Below are 18,660 nucleotides of genomic sequence, written 5' to 3' on the forward strand. Positions count from 1 at the left end.
ATGTCTGAATCTAAAGAGACACGACCTCATCCCCCCCTGAAACGACTACGCCAGGGAACCAAAGTGTTGCTGCTCGTGCTGGCATTCGGCTCTGGCGTTATGTTTATTGCATTTCTGATTGCGAGTATTGGCGTGTCCTATCCGGATGAATTCTTAGCGCTACGCCACTGGATGCAGCGAACGAGCATTGGCTGGTTGGTCTGGCGGTTGACGCTGTATAGCGTGCTGGGATGGGGATTCTGGAAAATCTGGCATGCCCCAGGATGCAAGCCGGAGTATAGAGCATCGCTAAAGCGAATGGGCATCGTGAGCGTGATGTTTTTGTTCGCGTGTGAGTATGCCATGTATCTCGATACAGGAACGATGCGATGACCACGAACAGCTATCTCGAGTACTTTCTGACGCTGTTAGGTTGGGTCATTAATAATGGCCTGTGGAACATCCTGATTGGTACCGGGCTTTTTGCTGCGCCGCTGGCATTCAAGGTCGTTGGCATCTGGATGAAAGTTCGGGAAGAAGGTGAGGATGAAGGCAATAAAGGGATGCTGTCACTGCCACGTATCGAGAACGCGTTGTACGGTGCGTTCTTTGTGATGCTGGCCTGCTGCGTTCCGTTGATTAATCTGAGCCTGAGTACCATGCAGTACGATACATCCCGGGCAAAAATGTGTGGGACTTGGACAACACAGTCTCCGGATGACAGTGGATATTCCAGCGTGGTGTCTAGCCTCGGCGATCAGACAGCCGCGGTACCCTTTTGGTGGGCTGTCGTACACCGCCTGTCAAAAGGCGTAACGCAGGCTGCGGTCGCAACCATTCCGTGTCGGCCGGATTTGCGCCAGGTTCGTTTTGAGGTGCAGAGGACCAACATCAGCAATCCGGCTCTGGCTGAAGAGTTGCAGGACTTTACCAACGACTGCTATGCGCTCGCGCTATACACGTGGAAACAACAGGATCAGGGGGCCACAACGGATAAGGATGTGCTGAAGGACATCGAATGGCTAGGCAGCTCAACATTTCGTTCCCGCTATTATGGTGAACTGAACTCAAAAATGCCGCGGTCAAATTTTCCCTGGAGCGATGCCAGGGACAGTGGTCGGCCGAATACGGGGCGCGGTGGTTATCCTACCTGTAATGAATGGTGGTCCACAGCGGATACCGGCTTGCAGGATAGAGTAGTCAATCAAGCTGATCCGGGCATGTGGCTGCGTCTTTCTGCCGCACTGAAAATGATGGGGAAAAGCACTGCTGACTATAAAGAAGCGGTGATCAGGCGTTTGGTGAGTCCTCAGAGCCTAAATATCTCTCAGGGAGGGCAGGTTTACGCTGGTTACGGGGGTAATGCGGACTTCACTACGATGAATACCGTCAATCGGTTTGGTGCCATTGCCGGCGGCGCGTTGGGAAGCCTGGGGGCATTTCCGGCATTTGATGCCATGCGTCAGGCTCTACCAATGGTTCAAGCTATTCTGCTGATGGCCACGTATGTCATGTTACCGTTGATTCTCGCTTTTGGTGTTTATGACTTCAAGGTCGTAGTTACTTTGACATTCGTTATATTCGCACTGAATTTCCTGACGTTCTGGTGGGAATTAGCGCGCTGGCTCGACAGTTGGTTACTTGAAGCACTGTACAGTTCTGATACCCATAGTCGGTTTAATTTGGCAGGTTTTCAGAACACTTCTGACGATATGGTCATGAGCTTTGTGATGGGAACAATGTTTATTGTTCTTCCCACCGTATGGGTTGGCGCGTTGTCGTGGGCTGGCGTACGTATCGGTGATTTAGCGAGTGCGATGCGCAGTGGTACCCAGGATGCACAAAAAGCAGGGGGAAGTGCAGGGGATGCGGCAAGTAATGCCGTGAAACAGAAGGCTGCTGGTAGGGTATAAATAGGGATATAGCCGAGGAGAGAACAGCTCTCGGCTATTTACTTTTCCACCACCACCAGTAGTTGCTATCGTCGAGCGCTTTTTCACCGATTATTCCTTTTTGGGGACTCAAAAGGATGAAAGCCCAGAGAAAGAGCGCAACCCCTGCAATAATAAATCCACCAAAAAGGATCGCGGTAGCGGACAAAACACAAAGCCCAGCGACAGGGATATGCCCGGCCCAGGTAGGTAAATGAAAACGTGTTGCCAATGCAATACACGCAGCATCCCAGTGTTTTAACGTGTTTTTGAAGTGTAGCCAGATCCCAGCAGCTTTCAGTCCACGCTGATAGGCTCGATTTTTTGCTGTGCTAGGCATACGGATGTCCTTCTCTATGGAATACTTCATGGTTACATTTTAGTCTAATGAAGAGCGCAAATCCATCAAATTAAAAGGAATTGAGTTGCCTTTTGTTAATGTCAGCGTTGGTGTTTTTCAGTAACGTGACAGCATCACTGCCCGACATCTGAAACTGCACCCGATGACGCGCCGCTACATCAAGCGCAAACACCTTCGTATACACCTCCGTCGAGCTAATGCTCTTATGCCCCATCAGACTCTGCAGTACTTTCAGCGGTATGCCGGCGTACAACATGTGCATCGCGTAGGAGTGGCGGAACGTATGGGGCGTCACCGGTACGGAGAACGTTACCCCGTCGGCCGCCGCGGCCTCCACCGCTTCGGTCAGCCAGGTGCGGACGGTACGGTCGGTGATCTCCCAGATACGCGCCTTCTCCGTTCTGCCGCTTCGTTTATTGCGCCGCTCCAGCGGAATTTTCAGTGTCGCAATCATCATCTCCAACTGCGACACGTACTGCGGATCGGACAGCGGCACCACGCGGTTCGTGGTAATTCCGGCAGGCAGACGTCCGGCACCTCTGGACGCCTTTTCGCTGCGTTGCTTGAGTGTGGCCAACTGCACGAACGGGTATGGCGGCGCCAGCACAAAATCCCCCCGCGTCAGCGCCAGTATTTCATTGATGCGGGCACCGGTGTTCCACAGCGTGGCGAACAGGGTTTTGCGGTACAGATCGGGAATATAGTGAAGCAGGGCGCTGATTTCCGGCGCCAGCAGGTATTTTGGGGCGCTGTCGTGGATAGCCGCAACCTGGCGCAGTGCCAGGGCGGACGGGTAATCGATAGCAACCGGCAGTTGGGGCGTAGCCCCCATCGGGTAGGGGGCGGGCAGCAAAGAACCGGTCATGATGTTTGAGCAGCCGCGGTAGCACACTGCTGCGTAAACCACGCGATGGCCGTATCGGCGTAGCTATCCCCTGCCGACACAGTGAGTTTCCCTGCCTGCTCCAACTGGCGACCGAGATCGGCAAGCTGGCGCTGCATAACCAGCAGGTTATCCAGCTGTGACAGTGAAACACAGACGTTTTGGATCTGGCGCGCAAAATCATCCAGCACCTCATCAGCCTGAACGCCAACCTTATGGGGCAAGGGGCGTTTGATACCATCTTTCTCAGACTGTAGTTGCTGGCAGAGTATCAGTAGGCTGATCCCCTGCTGTGATAAAGACTGTTGTTCTGACATGCTGTTCAGCACCTCGTTTGTTTGTTGACTCATCAGCCGAATTTAGAATGTATTTTTAGGGTGAACAACGGGCAAGACGCTATCAGCTCCGGTTTCCTGACGCAGCGTAAGCGCCACCGCATCAATAAATAAACGAACCGCTTCAATCGCTTGTGCCAGATGCCAACTGTTGATAGATACCGGCTCATCATCGTTACTGACACCATTTCGATGCACTAGATGCTGTCTGGTAGCAACAATGTTCACCAGAGGATCAATGGGCCACTCAGGGGGAGTTTTAAGTACCAATCGGAAGTACGTGTTCATCTGCGCCAGATTATGGAACGTCTGACGACTGACAAATAACTGAGCGGTTCGGCATTCCAGATTTGTTCCATCCGAAGGCGTTCCGTCCGCTTGCTTCTGCGTATTACGCAACACCTCGGTCTTATACTGCGCAAGTGACTTCCTGAAGCGAGGAGCCACACGGGAATCAAAGCGCTCCAAATGAGCAGGATCACTCAGCAGTGCCCGCGCAGAGTACATCAGAAAGGCCTCCATCACTGTTACGGTATGAGCATAAGCCAGGCGCAACGCGATGTTACTTTGTGCTGAAATCATCAGCGCATTCAGCTCATTCAGTTCACCGACGGCATGGCGATAGCGGTCGTCAAGATCGTTAAGGGAATCCTGGAACCACTGCCTCTCTGCATCTTCGACCAGGGCATCGAGCATCCAATCATGCGCCAGACCGGCAGCATCAAATGCCTCAGTGCCTTCCTCTGCCTCTGGATAGTGTTCCGCAATCCATTCGTCACGCTGCGCTTCCTGTGCTTCAAAGAGAAGTTCTTTAACACTACCCATCCACGTTTTCCTTCTGATTATAAAGAAAGGTAAACCGAAATCTATCTCGCCCAAGAAGTGCAGGGCAAGCCCCGCAGCCGCCGTATTGGGGGGCAATCATCGAATGCCTCGCGTGGAATGCTGCCTGTTGTCGGTTGAGCGAGATAAATCCTGCCCTGGTGTTAACTAAAGAGAAAAAGTTGCGTTTTTGCTTTGTCTCTTGCCAAGAGATCCAACGCCCAGACTTCATGAAAAGCCGTAAGGTGTGATGTGGCAGGCGGCCAGAGCACTAACGACCAGCGGTAGCAGCCAGGCATACACAGCTTTTTGGCAACCACATCACCGCGCTCGTCAAGAAGGAAAAACTGCCGAACGGGGCGGTCGTCATCGGTAGCCAGCCAACCGGTGTACAGCGTAACGGTTTGGTGGCCATCAGCAATGAGCGCGTCGATAACGTCCTCACTCCCCATACCTAACCCCTTAGGGTAATAATCACCCCGCGTTATTATGTTGTGTCGCCCTTGACGGCGCACCACCCTGCGTCCGTTACCGGCCTGAATATTCCCCGGCTTATTATTGCTGCCGTGAATGTCCCTTATCTGATAGTCACCTATGACGCAATCACCCAGCTTAATTACCGGACCGCCCGTTTCAACGGATCCGACTTATTTCAGTATACGCGGTTTTCGGAAGCAGGACACGCCCGCAGCGGCAGAGGGGGACGCCCGTCCGCCCTGCCGCGCTGAGTAGCGCGGGTGCCCGACTGACGCCTAATATCTGCCGTATTTCAAGTGGTTGGACGGGATGACGGCGCTAGGCGGACGCCTCCGACGGCGGTCGGATTGCGCAGATCCGGGTCTAGCAGAAACCGGATCCGTAGCGGAAACATGAACAAAAAATCGCCACGGCATCACCAAGCAGGGGAACGCCTCATCGTTATGACGATGACATGATGTCTGACCGGAAATGGAAAATAACAGGGAGGAAGGGCAGTAACAGGTTGCATAAATGACAATATACCAATAGCATCATCAATACATCATAGCGTCATCAATCATTAAGACTTGTGACGCTAAGGTGAAATTGCTGGCTGGCCATAAGCCTGGAAAGTTGATGGTCCAGCCAGCGCCCGTCAATTCTGACAAAATTAGGAGTACCACATGGTACACGAGAAAGAAACTATCGATTACACCGTGCGTGGCTTTAGCCGAGAATTTGATATCACGCTCACCCATTTGTCTATTCTGTGGAGCAAACCCAAGTCGGTTATTCTGCGCGAACTCGCCGAGCAGTACCTCACCGATCGCATCAAGATGTTCGGGATGATGAGCAAGCATGTGGCCGCGCTGGATGAGATGATGGCCAGAAACCTCGGCGCCGAACTCATCGAACTGCCGTACGAATCGCACATCACGACCGGTCACAGCCTGGAGATGGCCAAGCTGCTTACTATCAGCTCCGACGAGCAGCTGGAAGATATTCTGGTACGCAATACGCCCTATATCATGGTTCGCGCCAATCAGGTGATCAAAGGCACTCCGCGTACGGTAAAGGGCATGACGCTGTGGTTTGCGCTGTTTGCCGAAGTGGCGTCGTCTTCCCCCGATGTCGTGAAGGCCGCCTGGGAGCAGATCTTCAACTCCTTCAACGCCTTCGACGACGAATCCTACTACCGGTATTATAAAAATATAAATGAAATCAGGGCATTAATGAATAAAGTCACGATTACTGCGGATCTGCACGACGTCCGGCATGAAGGGAAATTTTGTACCGTCGCCATCACCAAACCGGCTGATTACGCGTACGGGGCCTGGCTTGCCGTCATCACGCTGACGCCGGCTGGCGCACAGATTGCCGCAAAGGCTGCTGCCCAGGAGGCGCTGAGCGGCCTGTGTTACCCCACGCTGGAGAAACGGCAAATTGTGGCCAAAAAAGACACGGGGTATCACGCGATGGCCTTTCCTGAAGACGGCGGGGAGATGCAACGGGGCTTTACGTTCATTGACGACCGCTGCGAGCTGAATGTCTACTCCAAGGGCTACGCAGGAAGCTCCGAATTCAATCACCCGACCCCGCTGAAACACGTGGCTGAGGTACTGGCGTCGCTGACGGATGCACACCTGAAACCGTTCCTCGCCTAACCCTTCCACTCCACTCACAGGTCGCTTCGGCGGCCTTTTTTTGGGCCGCCGCCCAGCTCCCCCGTGATTATGCCCGGATATCCCGGCGCACCAGATCCATCACCAACTGGTAATGCGTGTGCTGATGGCGGGACAAACGCAGTCCCTGTGCCCAGGCGTCGTCAGCCAGACGGATGGCCTCCTCGCCGGTTCGCTGCTGCGCTTCTCTGGTCTGCCAGAGTTTGCGGATTTCATGTTGCGTATTCATATGTATGGCCTTGTGTGGTGATAAGAGCCTCTACCATGCCGTCACGACGCCCGCCGTACACTACCTATCTGCAGATATTCACGCCTGATCGCGCAGCAATAACTGGGCCGGGAAAGCGAGGAATTTCAGAGTTAGAACGGAAAATCGTCCTGACCAGAGGCGAAGTCCCATGGCGGAACGACGGAACCGGCTGGTTCAGAACGCGGGGTATAGCTGTATGTGCTCCGCCTGACGGAGTCTGTGGAATATTCAAACCGGGCAGCCCGTATACCGTGAACGCTGACAGAGTGGAGATCTATCTCCAGAGCAGGCTCCCGGCGATCGTCCTGAAGTGAAAGGTCGGAAATTTCACGCCCGTCGGCATCCGGCGCACCGGTATCCTGAGAAGATATAATCTCTGTAACACAGATATCTGGCTCCCATTCATCTTCGTCATACTGATGGCCATATCTGATCATGCAGTCCTCCTTTGCCGGCAGTGTCATCAGGCGGACACGGGAGGCCTTATGGAACAATACAACGTTGTATCGCTCCTCCAGCCCAGCCCCCGGCAGCTGTACGGAGGGATAGAGGATGCCGTCAAGGTCAAATCGGGAAGAGTCCGCCAGGTATTCTGCTATAACCTGAGTCGGGATATAACGGAAGTCTTCTTCACCAGGCAGTACAGGATCGACAATCCTTCTGGTCAGCGTAGAGAGGAACGCAGCCTGTTCACGTCTTTTTATATACTCCGGATCGAGCAGGCTTCCGTTATCCAGAACACTTTCAAGCGCTGGCAGGTTCAGCAGCCTGAGCGAGCGGATAAGACTGAACTTGGCGCAAACCGCATTGCAGCCCACCGGAGGGCGAATTTCAGAAATGGCCGTATCGACTGAACTGGCACCATAAAAGACCGAAATACCTCTGGCGCTCATACGGTTTTCACCACTGAGATGAGGCGGCGGCGGGCCTAACTCCCTGTCCGGAGACACAAGCATTTGCTCTAGCTCAGTATGATTACGACTCCAGCGGGCGCGGTACAGTGACGGGATCGCAGTACCTGGACCGGCCTCAATGGTCACCGGTACTTCACCGTGGGCACGCATTGTCTCCACACCACGAAATATGCTGTCGAGGGTGGTGTTGACGGCATGGTTGATGAAACGTGACTCTGAATTTAACGAGGTAACAAATTGTCTCCACATGGAATCGAGACGGCCGGTACTTATCTTGCGATGTTCAGCATAACAGGCACCCCGTGCAAACTCGGTCTCCAGTCCGATGATGTCGGAATCAAAATCAGAATGTCTATATTCGAGGAGTTGTTGAATATCGTCTGCAATCTTACGGCGTGTCTGGAGCAAATCTCCAATAAGCTGCACGATATCTTCCCCGTCGCGGAACCAGTCATAATCATCAGTATGACGAAGTCGGGCATACTCCATCTCGTTCGGTTCAGTGGGCGTCCGGTAAAAATGTGCTTTAATCGCCTTTTCTGTCAGGTTGCTTACTGCCTCCAAAGAGAAACAGGCGTAGATCTGCGCGCAGTAATGACAAGTCTGCTGGATTCCCTCCTTCTCAATACTGTTTCGTAAAAATTCTTCTGTAATACAAACAGCACAAACCCAGCACTCATCTGGCTCTTCGGCACTCATAAATAAAGGTATCTCCGTGTGAATACTCTGCTCAGGAAGTTTATCAGACGTAGCCTGCCTGAGATTTCCTGCTTTATCAGTTTTCGGATTCCGATGAAAAATGAGGTCCAAAGCAGTGAAATTTAAAGTGACATGCTTCATGCAGGACATCTGGCATTAACAGGCCTGGCGTTCGCCCGAAGTCCTGGCTTAAGGCTTCCAGACTAATGACGGGATCAGCGCCTCCAGGCTCGCCGAATCCACAGGCGATGCAAGAAAAGTTATCTTTATTTCACCGGTGAGGTGCGCCACATTAAATCGGTGATTACCGTCTGCAATATCGATTTTTTTAACACCATTTATTTCAACGATCCGTAACACGGGCGGAGTCAGCGCGTCTCCGTCTTTCCAGTGATTGATGACGTCTTCAATCTTATCATCAATGGCCCCCTCCCTGAGTTCCTCGACACAGTCGATTTTTCTGGCATAGATCAGATGCGCATGTATTTCAGCGGTTAATGCGCTCCCCAGGCGTAGCTTCCCGACCGGAGCTGCCCACTCAGGGGGATCACCGTCAAATGCCCAGTCCCTTCCATCCGGGTCTTTACTCCACGTAACCCGGAGTGGAGGCCATTTACTGACCGGTTCGTCAAGATACATCCCGCACGTTCCTGTTCACTGTTGTTTTATTGCCAGCGAGCATAGCCGCAAGCACTGTCATTCTTCAATGACTTCCGGGACTGCCAGAATCCGGATCTGTTACCTGAAAATGATGATGCGATGGTATTCTTCGTATTACACATTTTATATGCATGTATCATACGATATGTATTCATTGTGAGCGGCGCGAATACGTTTCCGGCCTACGAGAAGGGAAGTTAGAACAAAGCATGATGAGAAGTGAAGTATCAATACGAAAAGTTATTTAGTAATGAATAGGCTGAGATGGTTTTTATTAAACGGCGGAGGTGATGGTGAGTGATGTTTTTTATCGTTCAACACTGAAAGTTAGTTGTGTATTTCTGGGGTATTATCGATATAAAGATGTTTTTCAAATATTGGAGAGTGATAAATCAGGCCCTACCCCTGATCATAAATATGTTGATATTGAATTCAATGATAAATATATGATGAATAAAGAATGGGAGTTTAAAAACGTATTCGGACAGGCTTATGGTCACCTTGATTTACTTCAGGAGTTAATTGCACTTCTACATATTTGCACTAATCAATCTTGTGAATTGGATACTGACGGTATGGGGGCGAAGCCTTTGCCACAGAAAATAATCCAGGGTTTTACACCGGTTGAAAAAGAACCACACTCTTCCCCTATGGAAAAAAGTGATACTCGAATCCTTGAAAGAATGAATCCAGGCTTAGCGTTTATCGAAATTCAGAGTCAATCAGAACTGTTGCTTGATAATTACTTTAGATTAGATGATTTATCGCGGTCAAGAATAAACTCTTCGTTATTTCTTCAAAATAAAATGAGACAGATTATCTTAATTTCGGCTAGCATGGGGGTTGTTGGTTACATATCTTCAATTGAGAATTTGGTAGACTTTGAAGGTGAAAGAAATGGGTTTGAATCTAAGAAGTGTGAGTCATGCAAACAACCTGTTTATTCAATAACTCGTCGTTTTAATGATTTTATGAATAAATACTCTGAAGAAAATTTTAAGGTTCAGAATGATGTAAAGGGTGTTTATCGTACCCAACAGGAATTTGATGGGCTTTCATTCAAAAAACTCATCGGAGAATTCTATAAAAAACGGAGTAGCATTACTCATGCTGGAGATATTCTTCGGATAGACAAAATGCTGTCCTCATTTTCAATGAAGGATGTCAGGTTTTTTAATGAAGTCGAAACTCATGCTCGCATTGCATTATTTAGTTATATTCTAAATTTTGATTTCAAGATAGATGGTTAGAATAATCCCATAGTTTTCTTTACTCTGAAGTTTCTATTTGATTGTTTTGTTTGTTATCCATATATCCACGGACAAATAAGCCAGTGAGTCTGCGCCCACCAAAGGCGCGGACGAACGGAAGCGGTCGGCGAGTGTCGAGCCGACTTTGTCGGTGGGTATGTGGGTAACTATTTGACGATCCCGAATCGCATTGTTAATATCCTTTTCGCTGTACCATCGTCCACTCGGACGATCACCAATGATCCGTCAGCCTGTGAGGATCGCCTTAGGGTGGCTGTGAACACTTCTGTAGCCTGCAAGGAAGAACACGCTCAGTTGCGTGTGGTAAATCTGCCAGCCTTTGGAAGCAGATATCACCAGGTAGTTTAAACGCCGTTGCGAGCGTGGTGATGAAGGTCCGTTTATCCACTCAAATACTGACTCGTCTTAGCGAGCTCAGCCCGATAGCTTCAGCAACAATTTGATGTTGTTCGAAGTTTTCTGTTTTACGCACGATTCAAGATACGAATACGTCTAGAGCACCGTCCGACCTTTGCACGCACGTATAAGGCCATTTGGTACATTTGGCCGCTTACGGGAGTCGCAATGGAAGGTCAAAGCTGCGCGGCGTCACTTGTGCATGAGCAACGCGAATACCAAGTGACGCGCGAGCGCGTAATACGGTCAGAGCTTACGCACTGCCCGATAGACGATTCTTCTACCATCTGACCAACACGTAGTAACGGTTTTTAGTACGTATAAAGACGTTTTACTAACCGTTTAATGGTCGTTCATTTAACAAACAGTCCGAATGTATGAAAAACATCATCATGAAGACATTTCTATTAGATAGAGGAGGTAATCAGCACGACATCGATGGCGACGCCAGCAACAACTGGCGTGTGGAGGTAGACTGACGAAAGTCAGCCCGGCGTAAGCCGCGAATGGGTAACACCCAGGGTGCCTTGCAACAATTCAACATTTCGCCCCCGATGCACAGATGTCTGCTGAGACGCAGGATGCGCAAAATCAAACCGTGTCGTCGGGGATGAAGTACCTATTTTTGCTCTCTTTTAGAAGGGTGCCGGTGAGTTACGTATTCCGTTCACACTGACGGAATACGTAACTCACTTCATTAGAACTGGAGGGCTATATGGCTAAGTTAAACAAGAATCTTGTGACGTTAGCGCGGGACGGTGGCGGTAGTTTTAAAACACTTAATGACCGTATGAAAATAGCCGATCGTTTTGCGGAAAGGTTAAAGCGCTTGAATGTGCAGATTAGGGATGCAAAGAATATTAAGCCTCGTCATATTGAAATGTATATCAGAAGTCGTCAGGAAGAGAAAATTTCAATCAGGACGTTGCAAAATGAAATGTCAGCAATACGATCCATTCTGCGTGCAGCCGGTAAGACCATTATGGCTAACCCAGAAAACGAAAAACTGAGTAATCAGGCATTGGGTATTTCTGGCGTGAGTCGTGACGGTTCAAAAGTCGCTATTCCAGATAATGTATATCAAGGGATTTTAGAAAAGGTGAGTGCTGCAGATAAAGGTGCAGCAGCTGCAATGGAATTATCCCGCCTTCTTGGTTTACGGACTGAAGAAACTATTCAATCAGTTAAGTCTCTTAAAACATGGCAAAAGGCATTACAAAATGGTAATGAGAAAGTCCGGATCGTTTACGGCACGAAAGGGGGGAGGCCAAGAGATACGACAATTATTGAAAGGGACACGTTAATCAATGCAGTGAATAATGCAATACATATTACGAGCGAAAATAACGGGCGGTTGATTAATCGTCCTGCGTTGCATTTGGCAATTGAACAGTATCGTAATATCGTTAGGGAAGCGGGGCTTGTCGGAAAATATGCACCTCATAGCCTTAGATATGCTTATACCCAAGATGCAACAAAGCTACATCTTAAAAATGGATTTAGTAAAGAAGAGGCTGATGCATTAGTTTCCATGGATTTGGGGCACGGGGATGGTCGTGGTCGTTATGTTGCCCGCGTTTATAATAAAGTTGATCCCTCTCAGTGAGAGAATTTCAAGAAGGATTTTTGGCAGTTTCATTGTAAATCGTCAAGGCTGCCAATCTTCCTTGTTCTGTTAACGCATAGGACAATTTTAATTGTTCGTCTCTATACTGTTCAACAAAACCATTTTTATGTAGAGTATGACAGGACGTTCTTAAATGATTTTGATATAATGTCACGCTACGGTTTCTACTTATCATAGAGAATAAGGCTGTAGCTGTTACAAAGTGTTGATGGCCTTTTTTCTGCTCAATTGCATACAGCAGAAACAAGACATCACGTTGATTTCTTGAAATACGCATACTCCCTCCTCTTATTCGTATCAGATACGATTAAATATTCTTCCTGCAAACAGTTCAATGCTTTATTCGTATCAGATACGAATAATTTAATGACTCAGGAATAGTTGAGAATATATTGAATTCAATTCCATCTTTGAGTATGTTGAACGGGCTAACCTGTCGTCTCTGACGACCACTAATGATCCGGTGACTCGTGAGGATCGCCTTCGGGTAGTCACAAAAGAACACTTCTGTAGCCTGCAAGGAAGAACACGCTCAGTTGCGTGTGGTAAATCTGCCAGCCTTTGGAAGCAGATATCACCAGGTAGTTTAAACGCCGTTGCGAGCGTGGTGATGAAGGTCCGATTTTACTAACCATCAATCAATCCCTCCGGGAAGCTACTTCCCGATAGCAGGGGGTGGTTTTCCAAATATTTTATTTTGGAGCAACCACAATGAACTCTTCTACTGCATATCGTGATGGATACTGGGCAGGTCAGTTGTTGCTTTCACTGAAGAAAAAAGTGAAAACGCGACAACATATTTATAAGACCTACAGTTTCCTTCAGCTGTTACTCATTTGTGGAAGTGCTGTCATCGTCTTCTGTTTTTTTTATTTGAGCAGACTCGGCGGTTTTCAGCATAAGCCTCAACAAGATGAACCGATGGATACTTCTGTTGAACCTGTTACGGTTTCGACAGAACAGGCATATCCGGAAGACTCTTTCTAACACCGACTTTAAGCCAGCAATCCAACGGGAAAAACATCTTCCCGTCTGGGTCGATGTTCTCCCGTTTCATCAGGAGAACATCATGCAAATGGTCTTACGTCGTACGAGTAATTTTACTGAGCGTCTGTCTGCGTTGCTGAAGAAAAACACACAGCGTAACGATGCATTTATTGGTGAGTGGATACCTAATCGCTCTGGACATATGAGATTCCGTGCGCTGGTTTTTCGAAGCGGTTCGGAATGGAGCTACCAGATAGAAAGCTCTACCGGTTGGTTAGGCTCAAAATCTTACCAGTTCGACTCTCATGCCTGCGCCGATAATACGTTTCCACAGCGTCACGAGGCAATCAAGGTTGCGCAATTGCTAGCAAAACAGTTAGCAACGCTGCGTTATCGGTATCAGTGACACTGGAGGATGATACTCATACCCACATGGGGATTTACCCCCAGAGGGGATAAATCCATTTCAACTTAATTCAGAAGCGGATTTATCAATGAACAGAGATGATATGGGAATAGACCTTGTTCCACGTGACAGCATTGAATGGCATGCCATGTGGGCTACTCTTGGGCAGCATTCAGCAAATCGAAACCTGCCAAAACCAACAATTGCAGAAAATTTCGGTGAAGTGTGGCAGTACATGCACACCTGTGAAGTCAGATATTGTTTCTTCTGGAAACGGTATTACCACTTTTTCAGACATCGCATGCATCCTACGGAAGGTACTGGCTACAGCATCAAAGTTCCCGCTAGTCGGGATTTTGACATAACAATGTTGGTAAGAAGTTTTACGCCTTAATTAACCCACATGGGGATTTATCCCCAGTGGAGATAAATCCCTTTTCGTTTTGAACCGAAAAAAGGATTTATCGATGCACGATTTCAACACGAAACCTTTCGTCTCGCGCCTGGCGATCCTGCGACGTGATGATGAATTTTTACAACGTTCCACAACAGACCTCATCAGGATTGTCTCTGATATTGAGTCTGTATTGATGGAAGCGACAGCGCTGATACGTCTTGAGTCCGAACTGATGACAGCTGCTTCGTTCATGCGTATCAGAATTGATGACATGATCGAGTGGGACGATTTAGCTTGTATGACTCCTGATGAAAAAAGCATAGCGTGGGTTGCACGGCAGGCCGGTGAAATTATCAATCTGGAACTGCTACCGCGCACGTTTTTTGACAAATACTTCACAGATATTCTTGAGCTCGGCATTTCTATTAATGCTGCCCTGTGGCAGCACTATTTTAATAAAGGCCTGAAGGATGCTGCCCGTGTTCATGAGAGCCCTGATGCGAGCATTTGGCTCATTGACTACTACCTTTACGTGCTCAGTGTAGATGTCGAGCGCAATTGGTATGAAGGCCGGACGTTCTACTGACCGACTGCCATATCGTGACTTAACCCATGCGGGATCTATCCCGTTGGGGATAGATCCCTTTCACATTGAATTTAGAAGAGGATTTATCCATGACTCAGACTAACAAAGCGTCAGCCTTTGAAACTTTCTACTCCTTCATGTCGAAAGAGACTTACGACGTATTCGTTCAGTACATTATTGAGGTCTGGCAGTCTAAGCTCCATGTTAGCAGTGGTAGCTGGAATGACTGGCACCCTCAGGTGACCGACGATCTGGAAACCCCGGTATATGCCGTTCCTGACGGTGATAAACTTTATAATGTTTACGCATCCCGGTTCCGAGTCCAAGTAACAACGGATGCATTCGGGTTAATGGTGACGTTATGCGCCCTTCATGGGGTGCTACTCGATTTCAAAGATAACCGATTGCCAATGATATCGGACACAGAAGGCAAGCAAATCCAGGACGCATTCGACGATTTGCTGCGTTACGCTCGCACTCATGCGGAAGCGAATGCAATAACGCCGGAGTTCGGTTCAGACAACAGCAGTTATCGTGATTTGGCTACCGAATCTGTTGATGATCTTCTTCATCAGCGTGCTCTTTTCGCCAATGCAATTGGCGAAGGCGCAGTGAAGCTCGGGATTATCGCGGAAGGTACACCTTTGACCATGCCGCAATTGCTTATGGTATTGGGTGACATCATCGAATGTGCATCTCGTAACCTGAATAAGAACAGCCATGCTGGCTGAGGTTTGCCTGACGCTGTTTAACTTAACCCACACGGGGATTTATCCCCACGTGGAGATAAATCCCTTTTCAAATTGAAAAAAGGATTTATCCATTATGAATACTTTACTTAACCGTCTTGCTCGTAATCGTCATTCTGTCGTTGACCTGCTGTGTGTGATTTCTGACATAGAAGGAAAATTGATGGAGGTTGGTGCATTCGAGGCACTTCGGATCAACTGTTCCCCTGATGAGGATGGTTTTACAGACAATGACTATCAGATTTTCGAAATCGCAGAATGTCTTGGCGAAACCGTTGGGCTGAATTTTATCCCTGATAATTACAGTCATTACTTGAATGATGTGATTTCACTGGGAAACAAAGTTGCCCATGAGTTTTGGGACAAAGCCTTTCAGAATGGCGTCCAGGAAGGTAAGCATACTCGCTGGGAATTCTCTTCCGGCCTGGATGGCAACAGCGATTTTGATGGTTATATCACGTACCTCAGTCGGGCCCACTGAATACAGTTTTTGATGTATTTTTTGTTACCTAACCCATATGGGGATTTTTCTCCTATGGGGGATAAATCCCTTTTCAAATTGAAGAGAGGATTTATCTATGAATACTTTACTTAATCATCTTTATCGTAATCGTCATTCTGTCGTTGAGCTGCTTTGTGTGATTTCTGCAATAGAAGGCAAATTGATGGAGATGAGTACATTCAAGCAGTCTGATATCAACTGTGTTCCTGATCATAGTGGCACTACAGGCCATGATTATCTGATTTTCGAAATCGCAGAGTGTCTAGGCGAAACCTTTGAGTTGGGCTTTATTCCCGAGAATTACAGACATTATTTTGATGATGTTATTTCACAGGGAAAGAAAGCTGGCAAGGGGGTCTGGGACACCTATTTTCACTATGGTGTCACCGACGTTAAGTATACTCGTTCGGGTTTTTCTGATGAGGCTGCGCACATTAAGTACCTTAGCGAGTCAAAAGTTATAAGACTCGTTTTGAGTGACCAGTGTGTACGGCTCGTTCCCAACACTGAGTGTAAGCCTTTGCTTGAAGGTTGTTTGATGCACTGACAGTCTGTTTTACGTTAATTATCGACTTACGATAATTTTACCTTTCCCCCCAGTGGCAATGTTTTCCGCCACTAGGGGGAAAGCATTCGCCCGTAAAAGGTCTTTTATGCGCGAATTAACACCCCCCAGTACTACGGCTTATACCGAGCGTGAGGCACGTGTCATCAATATGGCATTGGCACTGCTTGAACGGAGAGTCAGGAAACGGGAAGTCATGACGTCCCCTGAAGATATTAAAGCTTACTTGCGTCTCAAATTGGAGCACATGGAACGAGAAGTTTTTGTTGTTATGTTCCTAGATCGTAAGGAGCGTTTAATTGCCTGTGAGTCCCTTTTTGCCGGCTCGATTGCAAACGTTGAAGTCCATCCACGTGAAATTGTTCGTCGTGCCATTTCTCTGAATGCGGCCGCGGTCATTTGTGCGCATAACCATCCGTCTGGTAATGCTGAACCCAGTAATGCCGATCGACAAATCACCGAGGATCTGGTTAACGCACTAGATCTGATTGAAACACGCCTACTAGATCACATAGTGGTTGGCCACGGTGAAATGGTGTCGTTTGCTGAACGCGGCTGGTTATAACCACATAAATTAAATACTTTCGTCTAATCAGACGTTACCCCACGGGGAGAGCCTTCTCCCGCTACGGGATGACTCTCCCTTTTTTTATCACCAAAAAGGAGAGTTCATGTCTCATATCACTCAAGAAGCTCCCACTCAGGATGCTTCGTTTACACCAGAGCAGGAAGACGCATTGTGTCAGCTCATACGTCGTGAATGTTTTCGGCGCGATCGCAATGCACTGCTGAAGCTGCTTGGTTATCTCACGTTGCTGAAAGTCGCCGGTTCTCTGGTGCTTTTAGCTGTTGTCCTCGCACTTCGCGGATTAACGCATTGAAAGGAGGGGTTATGCCAATGCCTTTACACATACTGATTGTTCTGTTTACAGGGCTGTGGTTCATCGTGCGCTGGACGAGCAAATTGTCTGCGCGAGCGCTTGTCTGGCTTTATCAGACCTGGCGACAGCGTTCAGAGCCGATGGAATCGTCAGCTCATCGAATAATTTATACAGGGAAGTGGCTGCTTGCTGACGATCACCAGTGCTGTGGCCGAGCAATCGTACTGCAACACCGGCACAGCTATAAGCCTGGTGTCGAACTGCTGTATTTCGGCGAGGAGGCAGCTGAACCGTTTTACGGTGAACGTTATATGGATAGCGAGGATGAAGCGGTTGATACCGCATTGGCCATGCACAAGAAGTTATTACGTAATGTTCGCCAACGTAAACCTGAAAGGATGCCCGCTGTCGTGACGATTTCGTCAACTGCTCAGAATGATGAAGCAGCATGATGGACAGGTCGCATTCTTCTCCGGCCGTTGCCATTGATGACAGCGCTTGGGAAAGACTCGTCGCGTTTACGCCCGAGCCGGCATGCGAGACTGAACGGCTACATCGTCTGATTCGTCATGCATTAAAAGCACTGGCTGCGAGCACTCGCTCAGAAATAACGACCGGCTATTTTTGTTTAACCGGTGACGGCAATGAATCGACATCGTTGTGGCAGCAGTTTTATCTGCGCTATGAGAATGATGTTATTCATATCAGCCTGACCGTGACCGGCTAACACAGCACCTTACTAACCCTGACGGGGACACCCGCAGGGGTGGACCCGTCTTTTTTTTCGGAGTCCATACCATGAGTTTACTGACCACTAATGAACACCAAGAATCGGCCCTGGCAACGCAAGGCGCAATGAAGTCGCTAACGCGAGAGTCAGGAGCTATTGAGCGCACGCGCAGTCATTTTTATAGCTGGTTGCAGGCTGAGTTTGACCGTCATTACAAAACGATACGCGATGGTGGTTATCGCCGATTTCTTGAGGATCAGCACCCGATAGAGCTGGAACGTTTTGATGCGGCCTGTGATGCGCTAAGACGTGAGGAGTTTAGCCGTTTCGCGGAACTGCAAACGCTAGGGCTGTTTTTACATACGCAAGTCGCAGAGAAAGAAGCACTGTTTCGCCGCCGGCGTAACCAGTTTCTGATCGCTATGTCGGCGACAGGGATAATTACATCCTCTGTTGTCTGGGCCTATCTGCATCATGAGCAGTTTGTGCAGTTGTGCCAGCAAGCCGTTATTGCGGGCCACGCAATTCTGCAACTGTTCACCACTGTACTCTGATTTTTCCCTGAGGGAGCCATCCCTCAGGGGATGG

At 48.6% G+C, this 18,660-nt stretch carries 26 protein-coding genes; 17 read left to right on the forward strand and 9 right to left on the reverse strand.

Annotation, left to right across the window (positions count from 1 at the left end):
• Together JFY74_04500 and JFY74_04505 are read left to right on the forward strand one after the other, a co-directional pair.
• Entirely contained in the window at positions 1–372 is a 372-nt protein-coding gene (locus JFY74_04500) for a hypothetical protein (protein ID QQG29331.1), read from the forward strand.
• Positions 369–1,892, forward strand: coding sequence for a conjugal transfer protein TraG N-terminal domain-containing protein (locus tag JFY74_04505; GenBank protein ID QQG29332.1), 1,524 nt, complete (start codon positions 369–371; stop codon positions 1,890–1,892). Before JFY74_04500 ends, JFY74_04505 begins: the two co-directional genes overlap by 4 nt.
• Before the next feature lie 34 nt (positions 1,893–1,926).
• Here the strand turns inward: JFY74_04505 and JFY74_04510 are convergent, their stop codons facing one another.
• From JFY74_04510 to JFY74_04530, 5 genes are all read right to left on the reverse strand, one after another.
• Entirely contained in the window at positions 1,927–2,250 is a 324-nt protein-coding gene (locus JFY74_04510) for a hypothetical protein (protein QQG29333.1), read from the reverse strand.
• A 70-nt stretch (positions 2,251–2,320) separates the two neighbouring features.
• Positions 2,321–3,136 (reverse strand): phage integrase family protein, encoded by an 816-nt coding sequence (locus JFY74_04515; protein ID QQG29334.1) that lies wholly within the window; start codon positions 3,134–3,136, stop codon positions 2,321–2,323.
• Positions 3,133–3,471, reverse strand: a complete 339-nt coding sequence (locus JFY74_04520) for a hypothetical protein (GenBank protein ID QQG29335.1) — start codon at positions 3,469–3,471, stop codon at positions 3,133–3,135. Before JFY74_04520 ends, JFY74_04515 begins: the two co-directional genes overlap by 4 nt.
• A gap of 42 nt (positions 3,472–3,513) precedes the next feature.
• Positions 3,514–4,314: a hypothetical protein gene (locus tag JFY74_04525; GenBank protein ID QQG29336.1), complete on the reverse strand. Its 801-nt coding sequence runs from the start codon at positions 4,312–4,314 to the stop codon at positions 3,514–3,516.
• A 161-nt stretch (positions 4,315–4,475) separates the two neighbouring features.
• Positions 4,476–4,763, reverse strand: a complete 288-nt coding sequence (locus JFY74_04530) for a hypothetical protein (protein QQG29337.1) — start codon at positions 4,761–4,763, stop codon at positions 4,476–4,478.
• Between the two features lie 690 nt (positions 4,764–5,453).
• Between JFY74_04530 and JFY74_04535 the strand changes: the two genes are divergently transcribed.
• Positions 5,454–6,434 (forward strand): hypothetical protein, encoded by a 981-nt coding sequence (locus tag JFY74_04535; GenBank protein ID QQG29338.1) that lies wholly within the window; start codon positions 5,454–5,456, stop codon positions 6,432–6,434.
• A gap of 67 nt (positions 6,435–6,501) precedes the next feature.
• Here JFY74_04535 and JFY74_04540 read toward each other — a convergent pair whose 3' ends face one another.
• From JFY74_04540 to JFY74_04550, 3 genes are all read right to left on the reverse strand, one after another.
• Positions 6,502–6,681 (reverse strand): hypothetical protein, encoded by a 180-nt coding sequence (locus JFY74_04540; GenBank protein ID QQG29339.1) that lies wholly within the window; start codon positions 6,679–6,681, stop codon positions 6,502–6,504.
• A 131-nt stretch (positions 6,682–6,812) separates the two neighbouring features.
• On the reverse strand, positions 6,813–8,315 hold the full coding sequence (locus JFY74_04545; GenBank protein ID QQG30445.1) for an RES family NAD+ phosphorylase: 1,503 nt from the start codon (positions 8,313–8,315) through the stop codon (positions 6,813–6,815).
• Between the two features lie 189 nt (positions 8,316–8,504).
• A complete protein-coding gene (locus JFY74_04550; protein ID QQG29340.1) occupies positions 8,505–8,954 on the reverse strand; it encodes a hypothetical protein in 450 nt (149 codons plus the stop codon).
• A 314-nt stretch (positions 8,955–9,268) separates the two neighbouring features.
• Here JFY74_04550 and JFY74_04555 point away from each other — a divergent pair, with 314 nt between their 5' ends.
• Both JFY74_04555 and JFY74_04560 read left to right on the forward strand, forming a co-directional pair.
• Complete coding sequence (locus JFY74_04555; protein QQG29341.1) at positions 9,269–10,225, forward strand: hypothetical protein; 957 nt, start codon at positions 9,269–9,271, stop codon at positions 10,223–10,225.
• Positions 10,226–11,357: 1,132 nt separating this feature from the next.
• Positions 11,358–12,248 (forward strand): integrase domain-containing protein, encoded by an 891-nt coding sequence (locus tag JFY74_04560; GenBank protein ID QQG29342.1) that lies wholly within the window; start codon positions 11,358–11,360, stop codon positions 12,246–12,248.
• A 7-nt stretch (positions 12,249–12,255) separates the two neighbouring features.
• Here JFY74_04560 and JFY74_04565 read toward each other — a convergent pair whose 3' ends face one another.
• The gene (locus JFY74_04565) at positions 12,256–12,546 is read right to left on the reverse strand and encodes a chromosome segregation protein ParM (protein ID QQG29343.1); all 291 of its coding nucleotides are present in this window, start codon (positions 12,544–12,546) and stop codon (positions 12,256–12,258) included.
• Between the two features lie 434 nt (positions 12,547–12,980).
• Between JFY74_04565 and JFY74_04570 the strand changes: the two genes are divergently transcribed.
• The 12 genes from JFY74_04570 to JFY74_04625 all read left to right on the forward strand — a co-directional run bounded on the left by JFY74_04570 (position 12,981) and on the right by JFY74_04625 (position 18,626).
• Positions 12,981–13,256: a hypothetical protein gene (locus tag JFY74_04570; GenBank protein QQG29344.1), complete on the forward strand. Its 276-nt coding sequence runs from the start codon at positions 12,981–12,983 to the stop codon at positions 13,254–13,256.
• A gap of 82 nt (positions 13,257–13,338) precedes the next feature.
• A complete protein-coding gene (locus JFY74_04575) occupies positions 13,339–13,662 on the forward strand; it encodes a hypothetical protein (GenBank protein ID QQG29345.1) in 324 nt (107 codons plus the stop codon).
• An 88-nt stretch (positions 13,663–13,750) separates the two neighbouring features.
• Positions 13,751–14,056 carry a hypothetical protein gene (locus JFY74_04580; GenBank protein QQG29346.1) on the forward strand — a complete coding sequence of 102 codons (306 nt, stop codon included), beginning with the start codon at positions 13,751–13,753 and terminating at the stop codon, positions 14,054–14,056.
• A 73-nt stretch (positions 14,057–14,129) separates the two neighbouring features.
• Positions 14,130–14,645, forward strand: a complete 516-nt coding sequence (locus JFY74_04585; protein QQG29347.1) for a hypothetical protein — start codon at positions 14,130–14,132, stop codon at positions 14,643–14,645.
• An 89-nt stretch (positions 14,646–14,734) separates the two neighbouring features.
• A complete protein-coding gene (locus JFY74_04590; GenBank protein QQG29348.1) occupies positions 14,735–15,376 on the forward strand; it encodes an antirestriction protein in 642 nt (213 codons plus the stop codon).
• Between the two features lie 94 nt (positions 15,377–15,470).
• On the forward strand, positions 15,471–15,875 hold the full coding sequence (locus JFY74_04595; GenBank protein QQG29349.1) for a hypothetical protein: 405 nt from the start codon (positions 15,471–15,473) through the stop codon (positions 15,873–15,875).
• Between the two features lie 97 nt (positions 15,876–15,972).
• On the forward strand, positions 15,973–16,443 hold the full coding sequence (locus JFY74_04600; GenBank protein QQG29350.1) for a hypothetical protein: 471 nt from the start codon (positions 15,973–15,975) through the stop codon (positions 16,441–16,443).
• Positions 16,444–16,549: 106 nt separating this feature from the next.
• A complete protein-coding gene (gene radC / locus JFY74_04605) occupies positions 16,550–17,026 on the forward strand; it encodes a DNA repair protein RadC (GenBank protein ID QQG29351.1) in 477 nt (158 codons plus the stop codon).
• Between the two features lie 106 nt (positions 17,027–17,132).
• A complete protein-coding gene (locus JFY74_04610; protein QQG29352.1) occupies positions 17,133–17,342 on the forward strand; it encodes a hypothetical protein in 210 nt (69 codons plus the stop codon).
• Positions 17,343–17,353: 11 nt separating this feature from the next.
• Complete coding sequence (locus JFY74_04615) at positions 17,354–17,794, forward strand: hypothetical protein (GenBank protein ID QQG29353.1); 441 nt, start codon at positions 17,354–17,356, stop codon at positions 17,792–17,794.
• On the forward strand, positions 17,791–18,069 hold the full coding sequence (locus JFY74_04620; GenBank protein ID QQG29354.1) for a hypothetical protein: 279 nt from the start codon (positions 17,791–17,793) through the stop codon (positions 18,067–18,069). Before JFY74_04615 ends, JFY74_04620 begins: the two co-directional genes overlap by 4 nt.
• 71 nt (positions 18,070–18,140) lie before the next feature.
• Entirely contained in the window at positions 18,141–18,626 is a 486-nt protein-coding gene (locus JFY74_04625; GenBank protein QQG29355.1) for a hypothetical protein, read from the forward strand.
• Positions 18,627–18,660 lie beyond the last annotated feature (34 nt).

This window comes from Pectobacterium carotovorum, assembly GCA_016415585.1.
Taxonomy (GTDB): domain Bacteria; phylum Pseudomonadota; class Gammaproteobacteria; order Enterobacterales; family Enterobacteriaceae; genus Pectobacterium; species Pectobacterium carotovorum_K.